We start from the raw sequence: 16,336 nt of genomic DNA, 5'->3' as shown, positions 1-16,336 counted from the left end.
AATGAGCAATCGCAAAAGAATCGCAATAATTGGAGTTGGACTCATCGGGGGATCGATCGCCCTGCAGTTACATGAGAAAAAACTCTCCTCCAAACTGATTGGTGTGGAATCGAGCAGCGAACACGCGGAGCAGGCGTTGGAATACGAACTGGTCGATGAGATCCAGGAACTGGAAGAGGCCATCGCGGAAGCAGAGGTGATTGTACTGGCCATACCGGTAAACAAAATGGTACATTTGCTGCCACAGATCATGGATAAGGTAACCGACCAGATCGTGATGGACATGGGCTCTACCAAGGCTTCGGTCATTGATGTGTTGAAAGAGCATCCGAAACGGGGACGCTTTGTAGCAACGCACCCCATGTGGGGAACCGAATACAGCGGTCCGAAATCGGCCGTACGCGGGGCCTTTGAAGGAAAAGCCGTGATCATTTGCAACCCGGATGAATCCGACGCAGATGCCCTGGACTGGGTGAAGAAAATGTATGCCAAGATCGGCATGCGGGTGGTAGAAATGGAAGCAAGGGCGCATGATCTGCATGTGGCTTATGTAAGTCATATCAGTCATATTACATCCTTTGCGCTGGCCAACACGGTACTGGAAAAGGAAAAAGTGGAAAGTGCCATTTTTGAGATCGCGTCGGCGGGTTTTGAAAGCACGGTACGGCTTGCTAAAAGTAACCCGGATATGTGGGTGCCCATTTTTATGCAGAACAAGGACAATATTATCGACGTATTAACCGAGCATATCGATCAGCTCACCCGGTTTAAAGAATCCATACAGGGCAATGATCCCGGCCGCTTACAGGCACTGATCGCAGATGCCAATAAGATCCGGCGCATCATTAAATAACGCATATAAAAATAAAAACTCTAAAAATTCACAGGCAAAATGAAAACTCTTGAAATGACGGATAAAGAAAAAACAAAACAGGTATGGGCCAAGCGCCCGATCATCATCAGCGGGCCCTGCAGCGCTGAAACAGAAGAACAGGTAGTAGCTACCGCTCAACGCCTTGCTGCTACCGGTAAAGTAGATGCACTGCGTGCAGGCATCTGGAAACCCAGAACCAAACCCGGTATGTTTGAAGGCATTGGTGCAAAAGGGTTGCCCTGGTTGCAGGCCGCAAAAAAAGCCACCGGCCTCCCAACAGCAGTGGAAGTAGCCACCGCAAAGCAGGTTGAAGATGCGCTTACATTTGATGTAGACATCTTGTGGGTAGGTGCGCGCACTACGGTAAACCCGTTCAGCGTACAGGAAATAGCCGATGCGTTAAGAGGTGTTGACGTACCGGTACTGGTTAAAAATCCAATTAACCCGGATCTGGAATTGTGGAGCGGCGGCGTGGAGCGTATTTCCCGCGCGGGTATCAAAGATATCGGGCTGATCCATCGCGGATTTTCCTCTTACGGAAATACACAATACCGCAACGCCCCGATGTGGCACCTGGCCATCGAAATGAAATTACGTTTCCCCGAACTGCTGATCATTAATGATCCTTCTCATATCTGTGGTAACCGCGACGGTCTGTTTGATGTGGCGCAGAAAGCCATCGACCTCGATTACGATGGTGTGATGATCGAATCACATATCGATCCGGATAATGCCTGGAGCGATGCCAAACAACAGGTAACACCGGAGCGTCTGAAAGAAATGCTGGAAGCCATTGTGTGGAGAAAGGAAAATAACGATAACTCAGCTTTACAGGGCGGATTGGAGAAACTGCGTCAGCAGATCAATCACCTGGATGATGAAATGCTGCAGATCCTTTCCCAGCGCATGAAGATCGCTGATCAGATCGGCCAGTATAAAAAAGAAAATAACCTTACCATCCTGCAAACCAACCGATGGCAGGAGATCCTGGATAAAATGATGGCAAAAGGTGAAAAACTGGGATTGAGCAAAGACTTCATCATGAAGTACCTGGATGCCGTGCACCTGGAAAGCATCAATCATCAGAAGAATATCATGGACGCCCAATAGTTCATTGATCATAAAATATAGTTCATAGATTATAGTGTGATGCATTCCTTCAACTATGATCTATGAACTATTCACCATTCACTATTCATTATTCATCATCTGGAATGGAAAAAAGCATAAAATTTTCAAACGTCTCCACGCATTTTTATTTCGACAGTTCCTTTAAACAGGTAACGAAGATCGCTGATAAGAAATTCCTTGTAGTGATCACGGATGAACATATTTTTAAAGCGCATCCGGCTGTTTTCAAAGGATTGAATGTAATCGTGCTGAAGCCGGGCGAAGAATATAAGGTACAGGCCACCGTAGATGAGGTGATCGATACGCTGATAAAAATGGAAGCGGACCGGAAGACGGTGCTGGTAGGCGTGGGCGGCGGTGTGATTACGGATCTGACCGGTTACATTGCTTCTATTTACATGCGCGGGATCCGTTTTGGCTTTGTGCCAACGTCTATACTGGCGCTGGTGGATGCTTCCATTGGCGGAAAGAACGGTATTGATGTAGACCGCTACAAGAACCTGGTAGGAATCATCCGGCAGCCTTCTTTTATTTTGCACGACGTGGCATTTTTACAGTCGCTTCCCCAAAATGAATGGGAAAACGGCTTTGCGGAAATCATTAAACATGCCTGTATCAAGGATGCTGCTATGTTTAAGCAGCTGCAGCAGGAATCCCTCGCCGGATATCAAAAAGATAAGAAGAAACTCAGCAGCCTGATCCAGCGTAATGCCCTCATCAAAACAAAAGTGGTGCAGAAAGATGAGTTTGAAAAAGGCGATCGCCGTTTACTGAACCTGGGCCATACCATCGGGCATGCCCTGGAAAAAGAATATGAGCTGATGCACGGGCAGGCCGTTGCGATCGGCACTACTTATGCCTGCCATATTTCAGAACAGCTAAGAGGCTTTTCGCAGACGGCCGATGTGGTGGCATTGCTGGAACAATACCAGTTGCCAACGTATGCCTCCTTTGATAAACAAAAAGTGTTTAACGGCCTCAAGATGGATAAAAAGCGCGAGCAAAAGGAAATGAACTTCGTATTGCTGGACAAGATCGGAAAAGGCGTGGTAACACCCATCCGCATGCAACAACTGGAAAAAATAATCAATAAATTATAAACCCTGAACGCTAAATGCTGAAAGCTAAAGGCTGAGAGCTAAAGGCTGAGAGCTGACAGCTGAACGCTGAAATCGATGACCCAACGCTCAATTCCCGGATCTCAAATCTGAAATCTGAAATCTCAAATCTGATATCTGGAGTCTGAAATCTGACATCTGGTATCTCGAATCCAAATCTCAAACCCAAATCGGAATGAATATAACCATACATCCTTCAACATTATCCGGCAACATTTATGCCGCAGCTTCCAAGAGCTCTATGCAACGGGCCTGTGCAGCAGCCTTGCTGTCTACACAGAAAGTGATCATAAAAAATCCCGGTCATAGCAATGATGATATGGCCGCCATGGGCATTATAAAAGCATTGGGGGCGGAGATTACAGAGATCGATAAGGAAACCATCGCCATTGAAAGCCGGTTTTTGAATGATCCTGCTCATATTGTATCTAAGGAAAACGCTGTGAACTGTGGTGAAAGCGGTTTAAGTATCCGGATGTTTACCCCCATTGTAGCGTTGTGTAATAATGAAGTGGTGATTAATGGGGAAGGGAGCCTGGTAACCCGTCCGATGGATTTTTTTGATGAGATATTGCCGCAGCTGGGCGTAACCATTGCCTCCAATAACGGGAAATTGCCGCTGAAAGTGAACGGACCTTTACGGCCCCGGGCCATTACCATCGACGGCTCACTGAGTTCGCAGTTCCTTACGGGATTGCTGATGGCCTTTGCTGCAGCCCCGCTTGCAGAACCGGTAACCATCCGGGTAAACGACCTGAAGAGCCGGCCCTATATCGATCTTACACTGAACGTAATGAAACAATTTGGTTTGCAGGTGCCTGAAAACGACAACTATGAAACGTTTACGTTCGCTGCGGCCCAACCTGAATCTCAAATCTCAAACCTCGAATCCCAAATCAACTACACCGTTGAAGGCGATTGGAGCGGTGGCGCCTTTTTGCTGGTAGCTGGCGCCATTGCGGGTGATATCCGGGTTCAGGGTTTGCAACAAACCAGCACGCAAGCCGATAAAAAAATCATAGAAGCATTGATGGCGGCCAATGCGGGCATTGCCATGGATGCAAAGGGCATTACATTGCATGCAGCACCCATGACCGCCTTTGAATTTGATGCCACCGATTGTCCGGACCTGTTTCCTCCCCTGGTGGCACTGGCTGCCAATTGTAAGGGCGTATCCGTTATTAAAGGGGTAAGCCGGTTGGCACATAAGGAAAGCGACAGAGGCATAACGCTGCAGGAAGAATTTGGAAAAATGGGGATCCGTGTAGACCTGGATGGCGACCTTATGCACGTACACGGAGGTCCTTTGAAAGGCGCCTTGGTGCATTCCCGGCATGATCACCGCATCGCGATGGCCTGTGCTACTGCTGCTTTAAAAGCAGATAGTGCGGTAACCATTGAAGATGCAGAAGCCATCAACAAATCCTATCCGGATTTCTATGATCACCTAAAAGCCCTGGGAGCAACGGTTACAGGAGGACTTGAATATAGAAATGCGTTAAACGAAATTTATTCGGGAGAATAAGCGGTGGTACATAGGCAATGGTGAATAGCCAATAGAGCGCAGCAGAAGAAAAATGGCGCACTGTTAATTGTTAGTAGCTAACAGTAGTGCGCTCAAAACTCGAATCTCAAGTCTCAAAACTCGAATCTCAAATCTCATAACAATGAACGCATTCGGACAATTATTCAGGATACAGATCTTCGGAGAATCACATGGAGAATGTGTAGGCGTAGTAATAGATGGCATACCGGCCGGACTCGATGTTCCGGTGGAGGATTTTCTTCCGGATATGGAACGCCGGAAGGGAGGAAACCAAAAGGGTGCTACGCCGCGGAAAGAAGATGATATCCCGATTTTCAAAAGCGGCGTATTTAACGGGAAAACCACGGGCTTCCCGGTAATGATCTATTTTGAAAATAAAAACACCCGTAGTGGGGACTATGAAAAACTGAGAAGCTTTCCCCGTCCGGGGCACGCGGATTTTGTAGCGCATAAAAAGTTTGGCGGATTTGAAGATTACCGGGGGGGCGGACATTTCAGTGCGCGGCTGACCACAGGACTGGTTGCCGCAGGGGTGATCGCTAAAAAATTGCTCCGGGATATTTCCATTGTAGCCCGGATCACGGAAATTGGCGGAGACCCGGATCCGGAAAGAGGATTGCAGAAGGCTATTGAAGCAAAGGATTCCGTAGGCGGGCTGATCGAATGCCGTGTAAATGGACTTCCGGTCGGTTTGGGCGAGCCTTACTTTAATTCGGTGGAGTCCGTTCTGGCGCAGCTCCTGTTTACGATTCCGGCGGTGAAAGGAGTAGAGTTCGGTGCCGGTTTTGCGGCTGCAAAAATGTTTGGTTCGCAACACAATGATCCCATTGAAAATAACGAAGGCAAAACCACTACCAATCATGCCGGTGGCATTGTAGGCGGCATCACCAATGGTAATGAACTGGTATTTCGCATCGCTATAAAACCTACTGCTTCCACACCCAAGCCCCAGCATAGCCTGAATTGGGAAACCGGACAGATGGAAGATTTTTCCGTAAAGGGGCGCCACGATCTTTGTGTAGCGCTTCGTGCGCCAGTAATTGTGGAGGCTGTTACAGCCATTGCACTGGTCGATTTAATGATGCAGACCGGGAAAATTAGCCGGGTTATTGGTGAATAACCGGTTGATAACGATGTCCTTCGTTAACGGTAAATTGTTTTTTTGGCATGTTTTTTTGTATTAACTTTAAAGGACGAAAACTTTATTTCACCTTGTTAAAACAAAAAAATTATGGGTATTTTATCTTGGATCATTTTTGGATTGATAGCAGGTGCTATTGCTAAAGCCCTACACCCCGGTAAGGACCCCGGCGGTTGGATCGTAACCATCATTATTGGTATCGCGGGAGCCTTTTTGGGCGGATGGATCGGCACACAGGTGCTGGGCATTTCGATCAACGGGAACTGGTCATTCAAGGGATTTGCCTTTGCCATTTTAGGAGCAGTGCTTTTATTGTGGATCTACGGGATGATCACCCGGAAGAAAGGCGTTTGATAAAGTTGCCCTCTTTAATAAGATGGATCCCGCTTTTAAAGCGGGATTTTTTTTTAAGGTATAGCCTGCGAAAACCGGCAGAACCGTTAAGACGGCAGCGGGTGTTCTCACGGATCATATCGATTCGTACAGACAGCGATTATTAAATACCGTATCTAAAAAATCTGTGTACATCTGTGAAATCGGTGCGCAAATGAAATCCTGAGAAGACCGTTGAACCGTGAGCAATAAACGGCCGTGAAGCACATCCATTAGTTCTCAAACACCACTGTTTTATTTCCGTCCACAATCACCCGGTCCTGCAATACCAGCTGCAGGGCCTTTGCCAGAACCGATTCCTCAATTTCCTTGCCCAGCGTTACCATATCCGTTACGGAATGGGCATGGTTCACAGGAATGATCTGTTGGGCGATAATGGGCCCTTCATCCAGTACATCCGTCACAAAATGAGCGGTTGCGCCGATCAGTTTTACGCCTCGCTCATGCGCCTGCCGGTATGGGCTGGCGCCAACAAAGGCCGGCAGGAATGAGTGATGAATATTAATGATCCGGTGCGGATAAGCCGCCACAAACCCCGGGGAAAGGATGCGCATAAATTTTGCAAGGATAATATAGTCGAACCGGTAGTTGCCCAATACGGCCGACACCGCTTCCTCAAAAGCCGCCTTCGTACGGTCCAGGTGATCTACATAATGAAAAGGAATGTCGAACTTATCGGTAAGCGATCGCAGCGTTTCATGATTGCCGATCACACACTCCACAGATGCGCCGAGAGTGTTGAAATAATTCCGCAGCAGGATGTCGCCCAAACAATGGTACTCTTTTGTAACCAGCACGGCTACCTTTTTTTTAACGGCCGGTTGGATAAAGATCGAGCAGCCGGGAGGCAATACGTTTAACAATGCGGCTTCCACATGCGCGGCGTTAATAATGTCGGCCATTATTTCCAGGCGAAGGTAAAAACGGTTTGCCTCCACATTCACATATTCCCGCATGGAGATGATATTGAGATCCGCATCCGCCATTACTTTCGAAATAGCAGCCACCAGGCCTACCTGGTCCGTGCATTGTATTAAGATGATCATTCGCTAAAAATAAAACTATTTCACTTTAAAAATGTTATTGTATTTTCATTTTGGATTGCAATATCAATGTATGGACTGTAAGACCCAACATCTTTCTTACGCGGAAACCGGTTTCTTTAGTAAACTGGTTTCAGATTATTTGAATGAAGATGCCCAACTGAAGCCGTTTTATGGAGAATTTCCTTCGGTGTCGGCCATCGGCAACGCCATAGAACGGCGAAAAGCGGTAACCACTAACCGGGCACTGCTGGTGCGTGCATTACGACAGCAATACAGCTCGGTTCCGGCTTCGGATGAGGTGACCGCGAACCTTGCACTGTTGGAAAAAGAAACCACATTTACTACGGTTACCGCACATCAGCCCAATATTTTTACCGGCCCCTTTTATTTTATTTATAAGATCCTGCATGCGATCCGGCTTGCAGAACAAAGCAAAAAGTCATACCCCGAATATGATTTTGTACCGGTATATTATATGGGAAGCGAGGATGCCGACCTGGATGAGCTGGGGCATCTTTTTATAGATGGACAAAAGATGGAGTGGAACACGGACCAAACCGGCGCCGTAGGAAGAATGAAAGTGGATAAAGCGTTGCTCCAGTTGCTGGACCGGATCGAGGCACAAACTGGCGTATGGCCCTACGGCAATGAAATAGCCGCGGCACTGCGCGCTTGCTATAAACCCGGATGTTCCATCCAGGAAGCAACATTTGCATTTGTGCATTTTTTGTTCGCCCGGTATGGGTTGATCGTGGTGATACCCGACAATGCGGAATTAAAGTCCATAGCAGCAGGATTGTTCAAAGATGAATTGCAAAATGGCCGCTCGGCGGCAATGGTAGCAGCAACCGCCGCGCAGTTAACGGCGGCCGGCTACAAGGTTCAGGCCCATAGCCGGGAGATCAACCTGTTCTACCTGACCGACCAGGGACGTCACCGGATCGAACGTTCCGGGGATCGATGGAGCGTGGTAGACACACCCCATTCTTTTTCCGCGGCGGAGATCATAAAAGAGGTAGATGAACATCCCGAGCGGTTTAGTCCCAATGTGATCCTTCGCCCGGTATTCCAGGAAATGATCCTGCCCAACCTTTTATTTATAGGCGGAGGGGGAGAGCTGGCTTACTGGATCCAGTTAAAGAAAATATTTGAACACTATAAAGTACCCTATCCATTACTGGTATTACGGAACTCGTTGCTGCTGATCAACCGCAGGCAGACGGCGCTGGTTCAAAAACTGGGGTATAAACCCGTACAGCTTTTTCAGCCGCTTCATGATCTTAAGAACGACTGGGTACGGGCACATTCTGAACAAAATCTAAGCGTCGAAACCTCCCTGGATACGATCCGCCAGCTTTATGCTGAGCTGAAGGAGCAGGCAGCCCTCATAGACGGTACCCTGTTGCAGCATATTGCTGCGTTGGAAACAAATACCACCCGGCGGATCGGTGAACTCGGAAAGAAAATACTCCGCGCCGAGAAAAGAAATCACCAGGATGCGATGAACCAGGTAACAAAATTAAAAGCGCAACTGTTTCCGCTAAACAATCTGCAGGAACGTATTGAAAACTTTATTCCATTTTATGCACAACATGGTCCTGCATTGATCGATCTGCTGTATCAGCATGCGCTGGGCCTAGAGCAGCAGTTTGTGGTACTGGAGGAGTTATAGCGCATTCCAAATCGCAGATAGCGTACTATTGATAACTGAATTTTGAATGCTGATGGCTGAATGCTTATAGCAGAAGCCTCAGGAATCAAATGCATTCGGCTGTCCCGATCCCTTTAGCCGCTCCACTTTCTGCAGTACTTCGGTTTCCATTTCCTGCTTATAAGCCGCCATCTTTTCATAAATGGCATCGTCGGAAGCACCAATGATCTGCGCGGCAAGGATGCCCGCATTTTTAGCGGCGTTGAGGGCCACAGTAGCAACCGGCACACCGTTCGGCATTTGTAAAATACTCAATACAGAATCCCATCCGTCAATCGAATTGCTCGATTTAACCGGCACACCGATTACCGGAAGCGCCGTGATGGAGGCTACCATCCCCGGGAGGTGCGCTGCTCCGCCGGCACCGGCAATAATCACTTTTAATCCACGCTCTTTTGCCGTTTGCGCATATGTAATCATACGCAGAGGCGTGCGGTGTGCAGATACTACGGTTACTTCATAGTCGATACCTATTGCTTTTAAAACTGCAGCAGCCGGCTCCATTACCGGTAAATCGCTATCGCTGCCCATGATGATGCCTACTTGTATTGCCATGTTGCAAAGAACGGTAAAAAGCATATACGGCGCAACCACACAGGGATATTTCTGGATTACGGATGCCTGATCGCTGATAGCTGATCGCTGAAAACCGACAACTAAACAAAATTTTATGTACGTTTGAAAAATGAACACTGAAACGCTTTTTCCTTCCCCGTCGATCCTCGATAATGATTTTTACAAGTTTACCATGCAATGCGCCGTGATGCAGCTGTTTCCGGACGTAAAGGCCCGGTATACGTTTATCAACCGAGGTGCCCATGCATTTCCCGAAGGCTTTGGAGAAGCGTTAAAAGCACAGGTGGCTTCAATGGCATCCCTGCAGCTCACGAGGGAAGAGCACCGGTACCTTGCGCTCAATTGCCCCTACCTGAATGCGGCTTACCTCGACCTGCTGGCCGGGTACCGGTACGATCCTTCGGAAGTGCATATTGTTCAGGAAGGCGAGCAGCTGGAGGTTTCAGTGGAGGGGCATTGGTTCCGGACCATTCTCTGGGAAGTACCCCTGCTTTTTTTGATCAGCGAATTGTATTATGAACGCACGGGGCAACAACGTGAGGACGACGGACAGGTGGTGCGCAATACGATCGAGAAGACGAGTATTTACAAAGAACTGGATGTGCCCGTTGCAGAATTTGGCACACGGCGCCGGCATTCCTTCAGTGTGCAGCAGCTGGTGGTAGACACCCTCACCCAACATGGCGGTAAAAATTTTGTAGGTACCAGCAATGTGCACCTGGCGATGCGCTCAAAAACAAAACCGATCGGAACGCATGCGCATGAATGGTTTATGTTTCATGCAGCCAAATACGGGTTTACCATGGCCAATGCATTAAGCCTGGAACACTGGACGGATGTGTACCGCGGCGACCTGGGAGTGGCCCTGTCTGATACCTATACCAACGATGTCTTTTTTGAGCAGTTCGACAAAAAGTTCGCCAAGTTGTTCGACGGGGTGCGGCATGATAGCGGGGACCCCATTGCCTATGCAGAAAAGGTGATCGCGCATTACCGGAGCCTGGGGATCAACCCGGCCTATAAATTCATCATTTTTTCCGACGGCCTGAACACCGAAAGAGTGGCGGAGATCACGCATGCAACCAAGGGGAAGATCGGTATATCTTTCGGTATCGGTACCAACCTCACCAATGATGTGGGATTAAAACCCATGAATATTGTAATGAAACTAACAGCTGTTCAGTTCGACGGTAAAAGATGGGTATCCACTGTAAAACTTTCCGATGAAAAAGGCAAACACACCGGTGAACCCCGGATGATCCGCCTGGCAAAAGAAGTTTTAGGTATTGAGTAACAGATATATATAAATTTAAGTATATAAAATATTTCATTTAGGTTTTTCGTAACAGAAAACCCATTTTTCTGCCCTAACTTTGCACTGGTTTTGTGGAAAAAGTAGTGTGCAACAAAGTTGACTGCTTCCCCCGAAACACCCGATAATGATCGGCTCTGAATGCTTCGTCGCCATATGACGCATTAGAACTATTTTAAACCTTGCATCTGAATTTTTGAGGAATTAAAAAAAAGTATTTTTTAATGATGAGGATTTTTATTGCAAAAAAATTAATAGCGCTGGTGGTTTTAATTGTTGCTGTGACAAATATTTCATGGCACGCACCTGCTGTGGCTCCGGTTTCAGAAAAGATCAGTTCGGTACCCATGTACCGCATGTCTTTTGGTTGGAAAGCCAACAGACATCAACTGGTTTATGACAGCCTGCACCTGGATCTGAAAGGACTTTCGGAGCAGGCGTTTACCTATGCGCTGGAAGGTCTGGAAGAGTTAAAGGAAGAAGGAAAAGTGCTGAATGATTCGGTGATTACGATCGTTGATTTTGATCAGCCCAGCGTAAATAAACGGATGTATATTCTCGACGTTAAAAATTATAAGCTGCTCTTTAATACCTGGGCGGCACATGGGCGGAAGTCCGGCACCCTGGTAGCCACCTCGTTCAGCAATACCATGTCTTCAAATAAAAGCAGCCTGGGATTTTATCTTACGGATGCACCTTATTTTGGCGGAAACGGGTATTCATTAAAACTAAAAGGGCTGGAGCCGGGCCTGAATGACAGGGCCCTGCAGCGGGCCATCGTACTGCATGGCGCGCCTTATGTAAGCCAGTCGAGCATCAATGAGCTGGGATACCTGGGCCGGAGCTTTGGATGCCCCGCTGTGCCGGTGGAACTCAGCCGTCCAATTATCGAAACGATCAGAGATGGCTCGGTACTGTTCATCTACAACAGCAGCTATCAACCCAAATTCTTTTATGCCCGGGCCGCGGGTTGATGCCGGTACAACCTTCGTTTAGCGAACCGTACCCGGGCTGCTAAACGGCGTCTTTTGGAGCAGGATTTCCTTTACCGGTATCGATCCGGTTACGCAGGCTGTTCAGAATAAAGTCTGACCATGCGTTTGAGCAGGCACCATAACATTCCACATCCGGCTGCAGGCCCTCATGTGTAAAGCGAAGCTGGGTATGGCCTTTTTCTTCTGAAATTTCAAAGGAGATCTGCGTATCATTCCATTCCGACTGGTTCTGCAGGAAATTGAGCCGGCTATCCGTAACCAGCCATACTACTTTTGTATCAGGGATCACTTCTGTTAACTGCTGCCGTGAATAATGTACATCGCCAAAGCGCACTTCAAAGACATCATCTTTTTGAAAGGTTTTTCCTTCAAGGTTTTCTGTCCACCATCCGCGTACATCGTTTACTGCGTTAAACACGGCTTCGGGTGTTTGGTCCGTTATAATGGAAACGGAGAAATTACGGTTATTCATATTGGAATTGTATTATTTAAGGAGGGTAATATTGTCTTCAATTTTTACTTGCTGTTGTTTCCGGCATCTATCCGGTACAAAGCTATTGGCTTAATGATGTATTTTCAGTGTGTGAAATGGACTTTAATACGGGGATATTTGGACAGGGCAGGTTTAATACCTTTGTAACAGTAATTTTATGAAGTGCATTGCAGCTGCAGCTCGTTCCACAACGTATTGCGGTAGCGCCCAACATATAAAAATAGCAGCATGAAACATATAACCATCGTAGTGCCGGATTGCAGGGTCAATGTAAATACCATCGGCGGGGCGTATGATATCCTGCGTCAGGCAAACGAATACTGGAAACAGGCGGGGCACCCATCCTTGGTGAATATTGAAATTGCCGGCTTTGCTTCAGAGGTTCGATCGCATAACGGGTACCTGGCGATACGGCCGGTGGATATCCGGCAGATCCGTCAAACCGACCTGGTCCTGATCCCAGCCGTACTGGGCGAATACGAGGAAGCCGTACGGCAAAACCAGGAGCTCCTCGACTGGATCCGGCTGCAATACAAATGCGGGGCAGAAGTGGCCAGCATGTGCTCCGGCGCGTTTCTTCTGGCAGCTACGGGGCTTTTGCAAAACCGTGCCTGTTCCATTCATTGGAATAAGGTAGCGGAATTTGAACGGATGTTCCCGGGCGTGCAAATAGCCACCGGTAAGATCATTACCCATGAAAACGGGATCTATACCAACGGCGGTGCATATTCGTTCCTGAACCTGATCCTGTACCTTGTAGAAAACCTGTTCGACCGTTCCGTTGCTATCCGTTGCTCAAAGGTTTTTCAGATCGAAGTAGAGCGGACCACTCAATCTCCGTTTACGATCTTCCAGGCACAAAAGGAGCACGACGATGAATTGATCCAGCATGCGCAAACCTATATCGAGGAACACCTGGATAGCCGGATCTCTTTTGAGAAACTGGCGGTGCAGCTGGCGATCAGCCGGCGCAATTTTGACCGGCGTTTTATAAAAGCAACCGGTAATACCCCCGTGGCCTACCTGCAACGGGTAAAGATCGAAGCCGCCAAAAAAGAGCTGGAACGCGGCCGTAAAACCATATTCGAAGTGATGATGGATGTAGGCTATACCGATGATAAAACCTTTCGCGATGTATTCCGCAAAATAACCGGTCTTTCGCCTGCAGATTACCGGAGCCGTTACAATAAAGCACGGGCCACCGCATAGTTTGGATATCCATGCGCCAGAGAAAATGAATCGGTTCTACTTATTAATTTATTTTTAAAAGCAATTATTCGAAAGTAAAAATATTGCTAAATTTGTCTGCAACGGTTACGCTGGGTGCATATGGAAACGCTGGTATGGCTGCCAAAGGGTACCAGCTCACTGGTTCTGAAAGATGCCCGAACTGGTTTTAGAGAATACACAACTATACCAGGAGTCATTTTAAGAATCCGGAATACCCGGAACGGGTTGGATACGGAAGCTGTATCGGCGAAGGGTTACTGATCTTGAAGGGCGGAAATGGAAAGGTTGTTTTCGTAAAGGAGGATGGTATCGATATAGGAAACGCTTAAGAAAATCAGCAACAGGCAGGTGAATGAATGGGTAACCGCTGTGTTTTTAAAATGATGATTAACTTAGAGCGGGTTTAAAAATAGGTATGCATACCCGCGATGCAGGTTGCTGCAGATGATACTGTTAAAACGATTGTAATGAATGAGCAGAATCCGGAACATGTTTTTGATACCATTGTTGTAGGCTCGGGAATCAGCGGCGGATGGGCCGCAAAAGAACTTTGTGATAAAGGATTAAAGACCCTGGTACTGGACCGGGGAAAAGATGTAAAACATATAAAGGATTATCCAACGGCGATGAAGGCACCCTGGGAATTTCCACACAGGGGAAGGCTCCCGCTGAAAGTACTGGAAGAGAACCCGATTGCCGCGCGATGCTATGCGTATGATGAAACCGCGGCCCATTTTTTTCTGAAAGACAAGGATCAGCCGTATATCCAGGAAAAGCCTTTTGACTGGATCCGGCCAGACCAGGTGGGCGGTAAGTCGCTGATGTGGGCACGGCAAACGCAGCGATGGAGCCGGTATGATTTTGAAGGCCCCGCAAGGGACGGTTTTGCGGTCGAATGGCCCTTTACCTATGAAGAACTGGCACCCTGGTACAGTCATGTGGAATTGTTCGCCGGCATCAGCGGCAACAGGGATGGTCTGGATACGCTTCCGGACGGGGAGTTTCTGCCTCCCTGGGAAATGAACCGGGCGGAGCAATCGATGCGTGTGAAGATCGAAGCCCGTCACCGCGACCGGAATGTGATCATTGGCCGCTGTGCACATCTTACGGCACCCCAACAGGTACATAAAGATCAGGGACGGATGCAATGTCAGGCAAGACATCTCTGTCAACGGGGATGCCCCTTCGGTGGTTATTTCAGCTCCAATGCTTCCACGCTTCCATGGGCTGCAAAAACAGGAAATCTTACATTGAAGCCAGATTCCATCGTGCATTCCATCATTTATGACGATGCAAAAGGAAAAGCAACCGGCGTTCGCGTTATTGATGCGCACACAAAAAAGATAACGGAGTATTTTGCGAAAATTATTTTTGTCAATGCATCTACACTAAGCACGAACCTGATCCTTTTAAACTCTACTTCAAGAAGGTTCCCGAATGGCCTGGGCAACGATAATGGCCTGCTGGGAAAATACATTGCCTTTCATAATTACAGGGGACATCTGTATGCTTCCCTGGAAGGCATGGAAGACCGTTATTATTCCGGCAAAAGACCCTGCGCGGTGATGATGCCGAATTTCCGGAACGTGCACCGGCAGGAGACCGATTTTCAGCGTGGCTATATGGTGTTCTTCAGTGCCGCACGAAGCGGGTGGGGGCATGCAGTTGGCGGTGATCAGGCCGGAGCGGCGTTTAAAACGGCCATAGCAGATCCCGGGGGATGGAACGTATTTATGATGATGCAGGGGGAAACCATACCTAAAGAAACCAATCACGTACGCCTTAGCAAGGATCAGGTCGATCCCTGGGGTATACCACAACTGATCACTTCCGTGGGGTATGATGAAAATGACGAGCGCCTGCTGAAGGATTTTTTAGATACAGGAGCGGAAATGCTGGAAACTGCCGGAGCAAAGAACATTGCGGCAACGGATACAAAACAGGCTCCCGGCCTGGATATTCATGAAGTTGGTGGCGTGCGGATGGGCAAGGATCCTGCAACCTCTTTACTGAATAAATGGAACCAGTTGCATCATTGTCCGAATGTACTGGTTACCGATGGCGCCTGCATGGTATCTACCAGTACGCAGAACCCGTCGTTAACGTTTATGGCGATTACCGCGCGGGCTGTCGATCATGCGGTAGCGGAACTAAAAAAAGGGAACCTTTAATATCATCGATAAGATGCGCAGAAGAAAAGCTATTTCGTTATTGAGTTTGCTGGCAGGAGGCACTGCCGTGGAATTTTCAGGAGTACTCACCGGCTGCAATAAACCGGAACAGGGCACCGGTATTTTAAACAGGGAAGACATAAAGCTGCTGGACCAGGTTGGAGAGGCCCTGCTGCCCGCAACGCCCGGCGTGCCCGGAGCAGCGGCCGCTCGGGTAGGCGATTATATTCAGACCATTGTAACCGATTGTTTTCGTAAACAGGATCAGGTTTTCTTTTTAGAAGGGATGAACCGGTTCCGGGAAGCGGTTCGCCAGAAAACGGGGCAACGTTTTGATGCGCTTACTGATGAGGAAAAGCGATCCGTTATGTTATTCCTCGACGCCCAGATCGGAACCTATAAGCCCGCTAAGCCGGAAGATCCGCCCAAACATTATTATGCAACAATAAAGGGACTGATCATTACCGGTTATTTTACTTCAGAAGTAGGTGTTACAAAAGCATTGCGGTATGTGCCCGTGCCCGGTAAATTCGAAGGGGATATACCGTTTAAGCCTGGCGATAAATCGTTTGCTTAGCAGCAGCATGTGCAGCAACGAT

15 protein-coding genes are annotated in these 16,336 nt (G+C 48.0%); 12 read left to right on the top strand and 3 right to left on the bottom strand.

Going from position 1 to position 16,336, the window contains the following annotated elements; all coding sequences use genetic code 11:
- Position 1 precedes the first annotated feature (1 nt).
- The 6 genes from LQ567_RS06455 (at position 2) to LQ567_RS06430 (ending at position 6,164) form a co-directional block, all read left to right on the top strand.
- Positions 2 to 853, top strand: coding sequence for a prephenate dehydrogenase (locus LQ567_RS06455; RefSeq protein WP_231003354.1), 852 nt, complete (start codon positions 2 to 4; stop codon positions 851 to 853).
- Positions 854 to 892: 39 nt separating this feature from the next.
- Positions 893 to 1,984, top strand: coding sequence for a chorismate mutase (locus tag LQ567_RS06450; protein WP_231003353.1), 1,092 nt, complete (start codon positions 893 to 895; stop codon positions 1,982 to 1,984).
- Between the two features lie 104 nt (positions 1,985 to 2,088).
- Positions 2,089 to 3,105 (top strand): 3-dehydroquinate synthase, encoded by a 1,017-nt coding sequence (aroB, locus tag LQ567_RS06445; RefSeq protein WP_231003351.1) that lies wholly within the window; start codon positions 2,089 to 2,091, stop codon positions 3,103 to 3,105.
- 193 nt (positions 3,106 to 3,298) lie between these two features.
- A complete protein-coding gene (gene aroA, locus LQ567_RS06440) occupies positions 3,299 to 4,648 on the top strand; it encodes a 3-phosphoshikimate 1-carboxyvinyltransferase (RefSeq protein ID WP_231003348.1) in 1,350 nt (449 codons plus the stop codon).
- Positions 4,649 to 4,790: 142 nt separating this feature from the next.
- Entirely contained in the window at positions 4,791 to 5,789 is a 999-nt protein-coding gene (locus LQ567_RS06435) for a chorismate synthase (RefSeq protein WP_231003347.1), read from the top strand.
- Between the two features lie 111 nt (positions 5,790 to 5,900).
- Positions 5,901 to 6,164, top strand: a complete 264-nt coding sequence (locus tag LQ567_RS06430; RefSeq protein ID WP_231003345.1) for a GlsB/YeaQ/YmgE family stress response membrane protein — start codon at positions 5,901 to 5,903, stop codon at positions 6,162 to 6,164.
- A 251-nt stretch (positions 6,165 to 6,415) separates the two neighbouring features.
- Here LQ567_RS06430 and purU read toward each other — a convergent pair whose 3' ends face one another.
- Positions 6,416 to 7,249: a formyltetrahydrofolate deformylase gene (gene purU, locus LQ567_RS06425; protein WP_231003343.1), complete on the bottom strand. Its 834-nt coding sequence runs from the start codon at positions 7,247 to 7,249 to the stop codon at positions 6,416 to 6,418.
- Positions 7,250 to 7,319: 70 nt separating this feature from the next.
- On the opposite strand from purU, the gene bshC reads away from it, so the two are divergent.
- Positions 7,320 to 8,921, top strand: coding sequence for a bacillithiol biosynthesis cysteine-adding enzyme BshC (bshC, locus tag LQ567_RS06420; RefSeq protein ID WP_231003342.1), 1,602 nt, complete (start codon positions 7,320 to 7,322; stop codon positions 8,919 to 8,921).
- Between the two features lie 78 nt (positions 8,922 to 8,999).
- Here the strand turns inward: bshC and purE are convergent, their stop codons facing one another.
- Positions 9,000 to 9,515, bottom strand: coding sequence for a 5-(carboxyamino)imidazole ribonucleotide mutase (gene purE, locus LQ567_RS06415; protein ID WP_231003340.1), 516 nt, complete (start codon positions 9,513 to 9,515; stop codon positions 9,000 to 9,002).
- A gap of 130 nt (positions 9,516 to 9,645) precedes the next feature.
- Between purE and pncB the strand changes: the two genes are divergently transcribed.
- Positions 9,646 to 10,830, top strand: a complete 1,185-nt coding sequence (gene pncB, locus LQ567_RS06410) for a nicotinate phosphoribosyltransferase (protein ID WP_231003338.1) — start codon at positions 9,646 to 9,648, stop codon at positions 10,828 to 10,830.
- 242 nt (positions 10,831 to 11,072) lie between these two features.
- Positions 11,073 to 11,822, top strand: a complete 750-nt coding sequence (locus LQ567_RS06405) for a murein L,D-transpeptidase catalytic domain family protein (protein ID WP_231003336.1) — start codon at positions 11,073 to 11,075, stop codon at positions 11,820 to 11,822.
- A gap of 40 nt (positions 11,823 to 11,862) precedes the next feature.
- Here LQ567_RS06405 and LQ567_RS06400 read toward each other — a convergent pair whose 3' ends face one another.
- Entirely contained in the window at positions 11,863 to 12,315 is a 453-nt protein-coding gene (locus LQ567_RS06400; RefSeq protein ID WP_231003334.1) for an SRPBCC family protein, read from the bottom strand.
- Between the two features lie 249 nt (positions 12,316 to 12,564).
- Here LQ567_RS06400 and LQ567_RS06395 point away from each other — a divergent pair, with 249 nt between their 5' ends.
- The 3 genes from LQ567_RS06395 to LQ567_RS06385 all read left to right on the top strand — a co-directional run bounded on the left by LQ567_RS06395 (position 12,565) and on the right by LQ567_RS06385 (position 16,314).
- Complete coding sequence (locus LQ567_RS06395; protein ID WP_231003332.1) at positions 12,565 to 13,545, top strand: GlxA family transcriptional regulator; 981 nt, start codon at positions 12,565 to 12,567, stop codon at positions 13,543 to 13,545.
- Positions 13,546 to 14,033: 488 nt separating this feature from the next.
- On the top strand, positions 14,034 to 15,737 hold the full coding sequence (locus LQ567_RS06390) for a GMC family oxidoreductase (protein ID WP_231003330.1): 1,704 nt from the start codon (positions 14,034 to 14,036) through the stop codon (positions 15,735 to 15,737).
- 13 nt (positions 15,738 to 15,750) lie between these two features.
- On the top strand, positions 15,751 to 16,314 hold the full coding sequence (locus LQ567_RS06385) for a gluconate 2-dehydrogenase subunit 3 family protein (RefSeq protein ID WP_231003328.1): 564 nt from the start codon (positions 15,751 to 15,753) through the stop codon (positions 16,312 to 16,314).
- The last annotated feature ends 22 nt before the right edge of the window (positions 16,315 to 16,336 follow it).

Origin of the sequence: Niabella pedocola, assembly GCF_021044425.1 — a bacterium.
In the GTDB taxonomy this organism is placed as follows: Bacteria; Bacteroidota; Bacteroidia; order Chitinophagales; family Chitinophagaceae; genus Niabella; species Niabella pedocola.
Note: the sequence above shows the minus strand (reverse complement) of the source record. Positions and strands in the feature narration are given on the sequence as shown.

Bases quoted from the DNA above. Each gene is read 5' to 3' on its own strand.
- aroB (WP_231003351.1), top strand. From the start codon at position 2,089: ATGGAAAAAAGCATAAAATTTTCAAACGTCTCCACGCATTTTTATTTC.
- LQ567_RS06430 (WP_231003345.1), top strand. From the start codon at position 5,901: ATGGGTATTTTATCTTGGATCATTTTTGGATTGATAGCAGGTGCTATT.
- LQ567_RS06395 (WP_231003332.1), top strand. From the start codon at position 12,565: ATGAAACATATAACCATCGTAGTGCCGGATTGCAGGGTCAATGTAAAT.
- purE (WP_231003340.1), bottom strand. From the start codon at position 9,515: ATGGCAATACAAGTAGGCATCATCATGGGCAGCGATAGCGATTTACCG.
- LQ567_RS06405 (WP_231003336.1), top strand. From the start codon at position 11,073: ATGATGAGGATTTTTATTGCAAAAAAATTAATAGCGCTGGTGGTTTTA.
- aroA (WP_231003348.1), top strand. From the start codon at position 3,299: ATGAATATAACCATACATCCTTCAACATTATCCGGCAACATTTATGCC.
- bshC (WP_231003342.1), top strand. From the start codon at position 7,320: ATGGACTGTAAGACCCAACATCTTTCTTACGCGGAAACCGGTTTCTTT.
- purU (WP_231003343.1), bottom strand. From the start codon at position 7,249: ATGATCATCTTAATACAATGCACGGACCAGGTAGGCCTGGTGGCTGCT.
- LQ567_RS06455 (WP_231003354.1), top strand. From the start codon at position 2: ATGAGCAATCGCAAAAGAATCGCAATAATTGGAGTTGGACTCATCGGG.
- LQ567_RS06450 (WP_231003353.1), top strand. From the start codon at position 893: ATGAAAACTCTTGAAATGACGGATAAAGAAAAAACAAAACAGGTATGG.
- LQ567_RS06435 (WP_231003347.1), top strand. From the start codon at position 4,791: ATGAACGCATTCGGACAATTATTCAGGATACAGATCTTCGGAGAATCA.
- pncB (WP_231003338.1), top strand. From the start codon at position 9,646: ATGAACACTGAAACGCTTTTTCCTTCCCCGTCGATCCTCGATAATGAT.
- LQ567_RS06390 (WP_231003330.1), top strand. From the start codon at position 14,034: ATGAATGAGCAGAATCCGGAACATGTTTTTGATACCATTGTTGTAGGC.
- LQ567_RS06385 (WP_231003328.1), top strand. From the start codon at position 15,751: ATGCGCAGAAGAAAAGCTATTTCGTTATTGAGTTTGCTGGCAGGAGGC.
- LQ567_RS06400 (WP_231003334.1), bottom strand. From the start codon at position 12,315: ATGAATAACCGTAATTTCTCCGTTTCCATTATAACGGACCAAACACCC.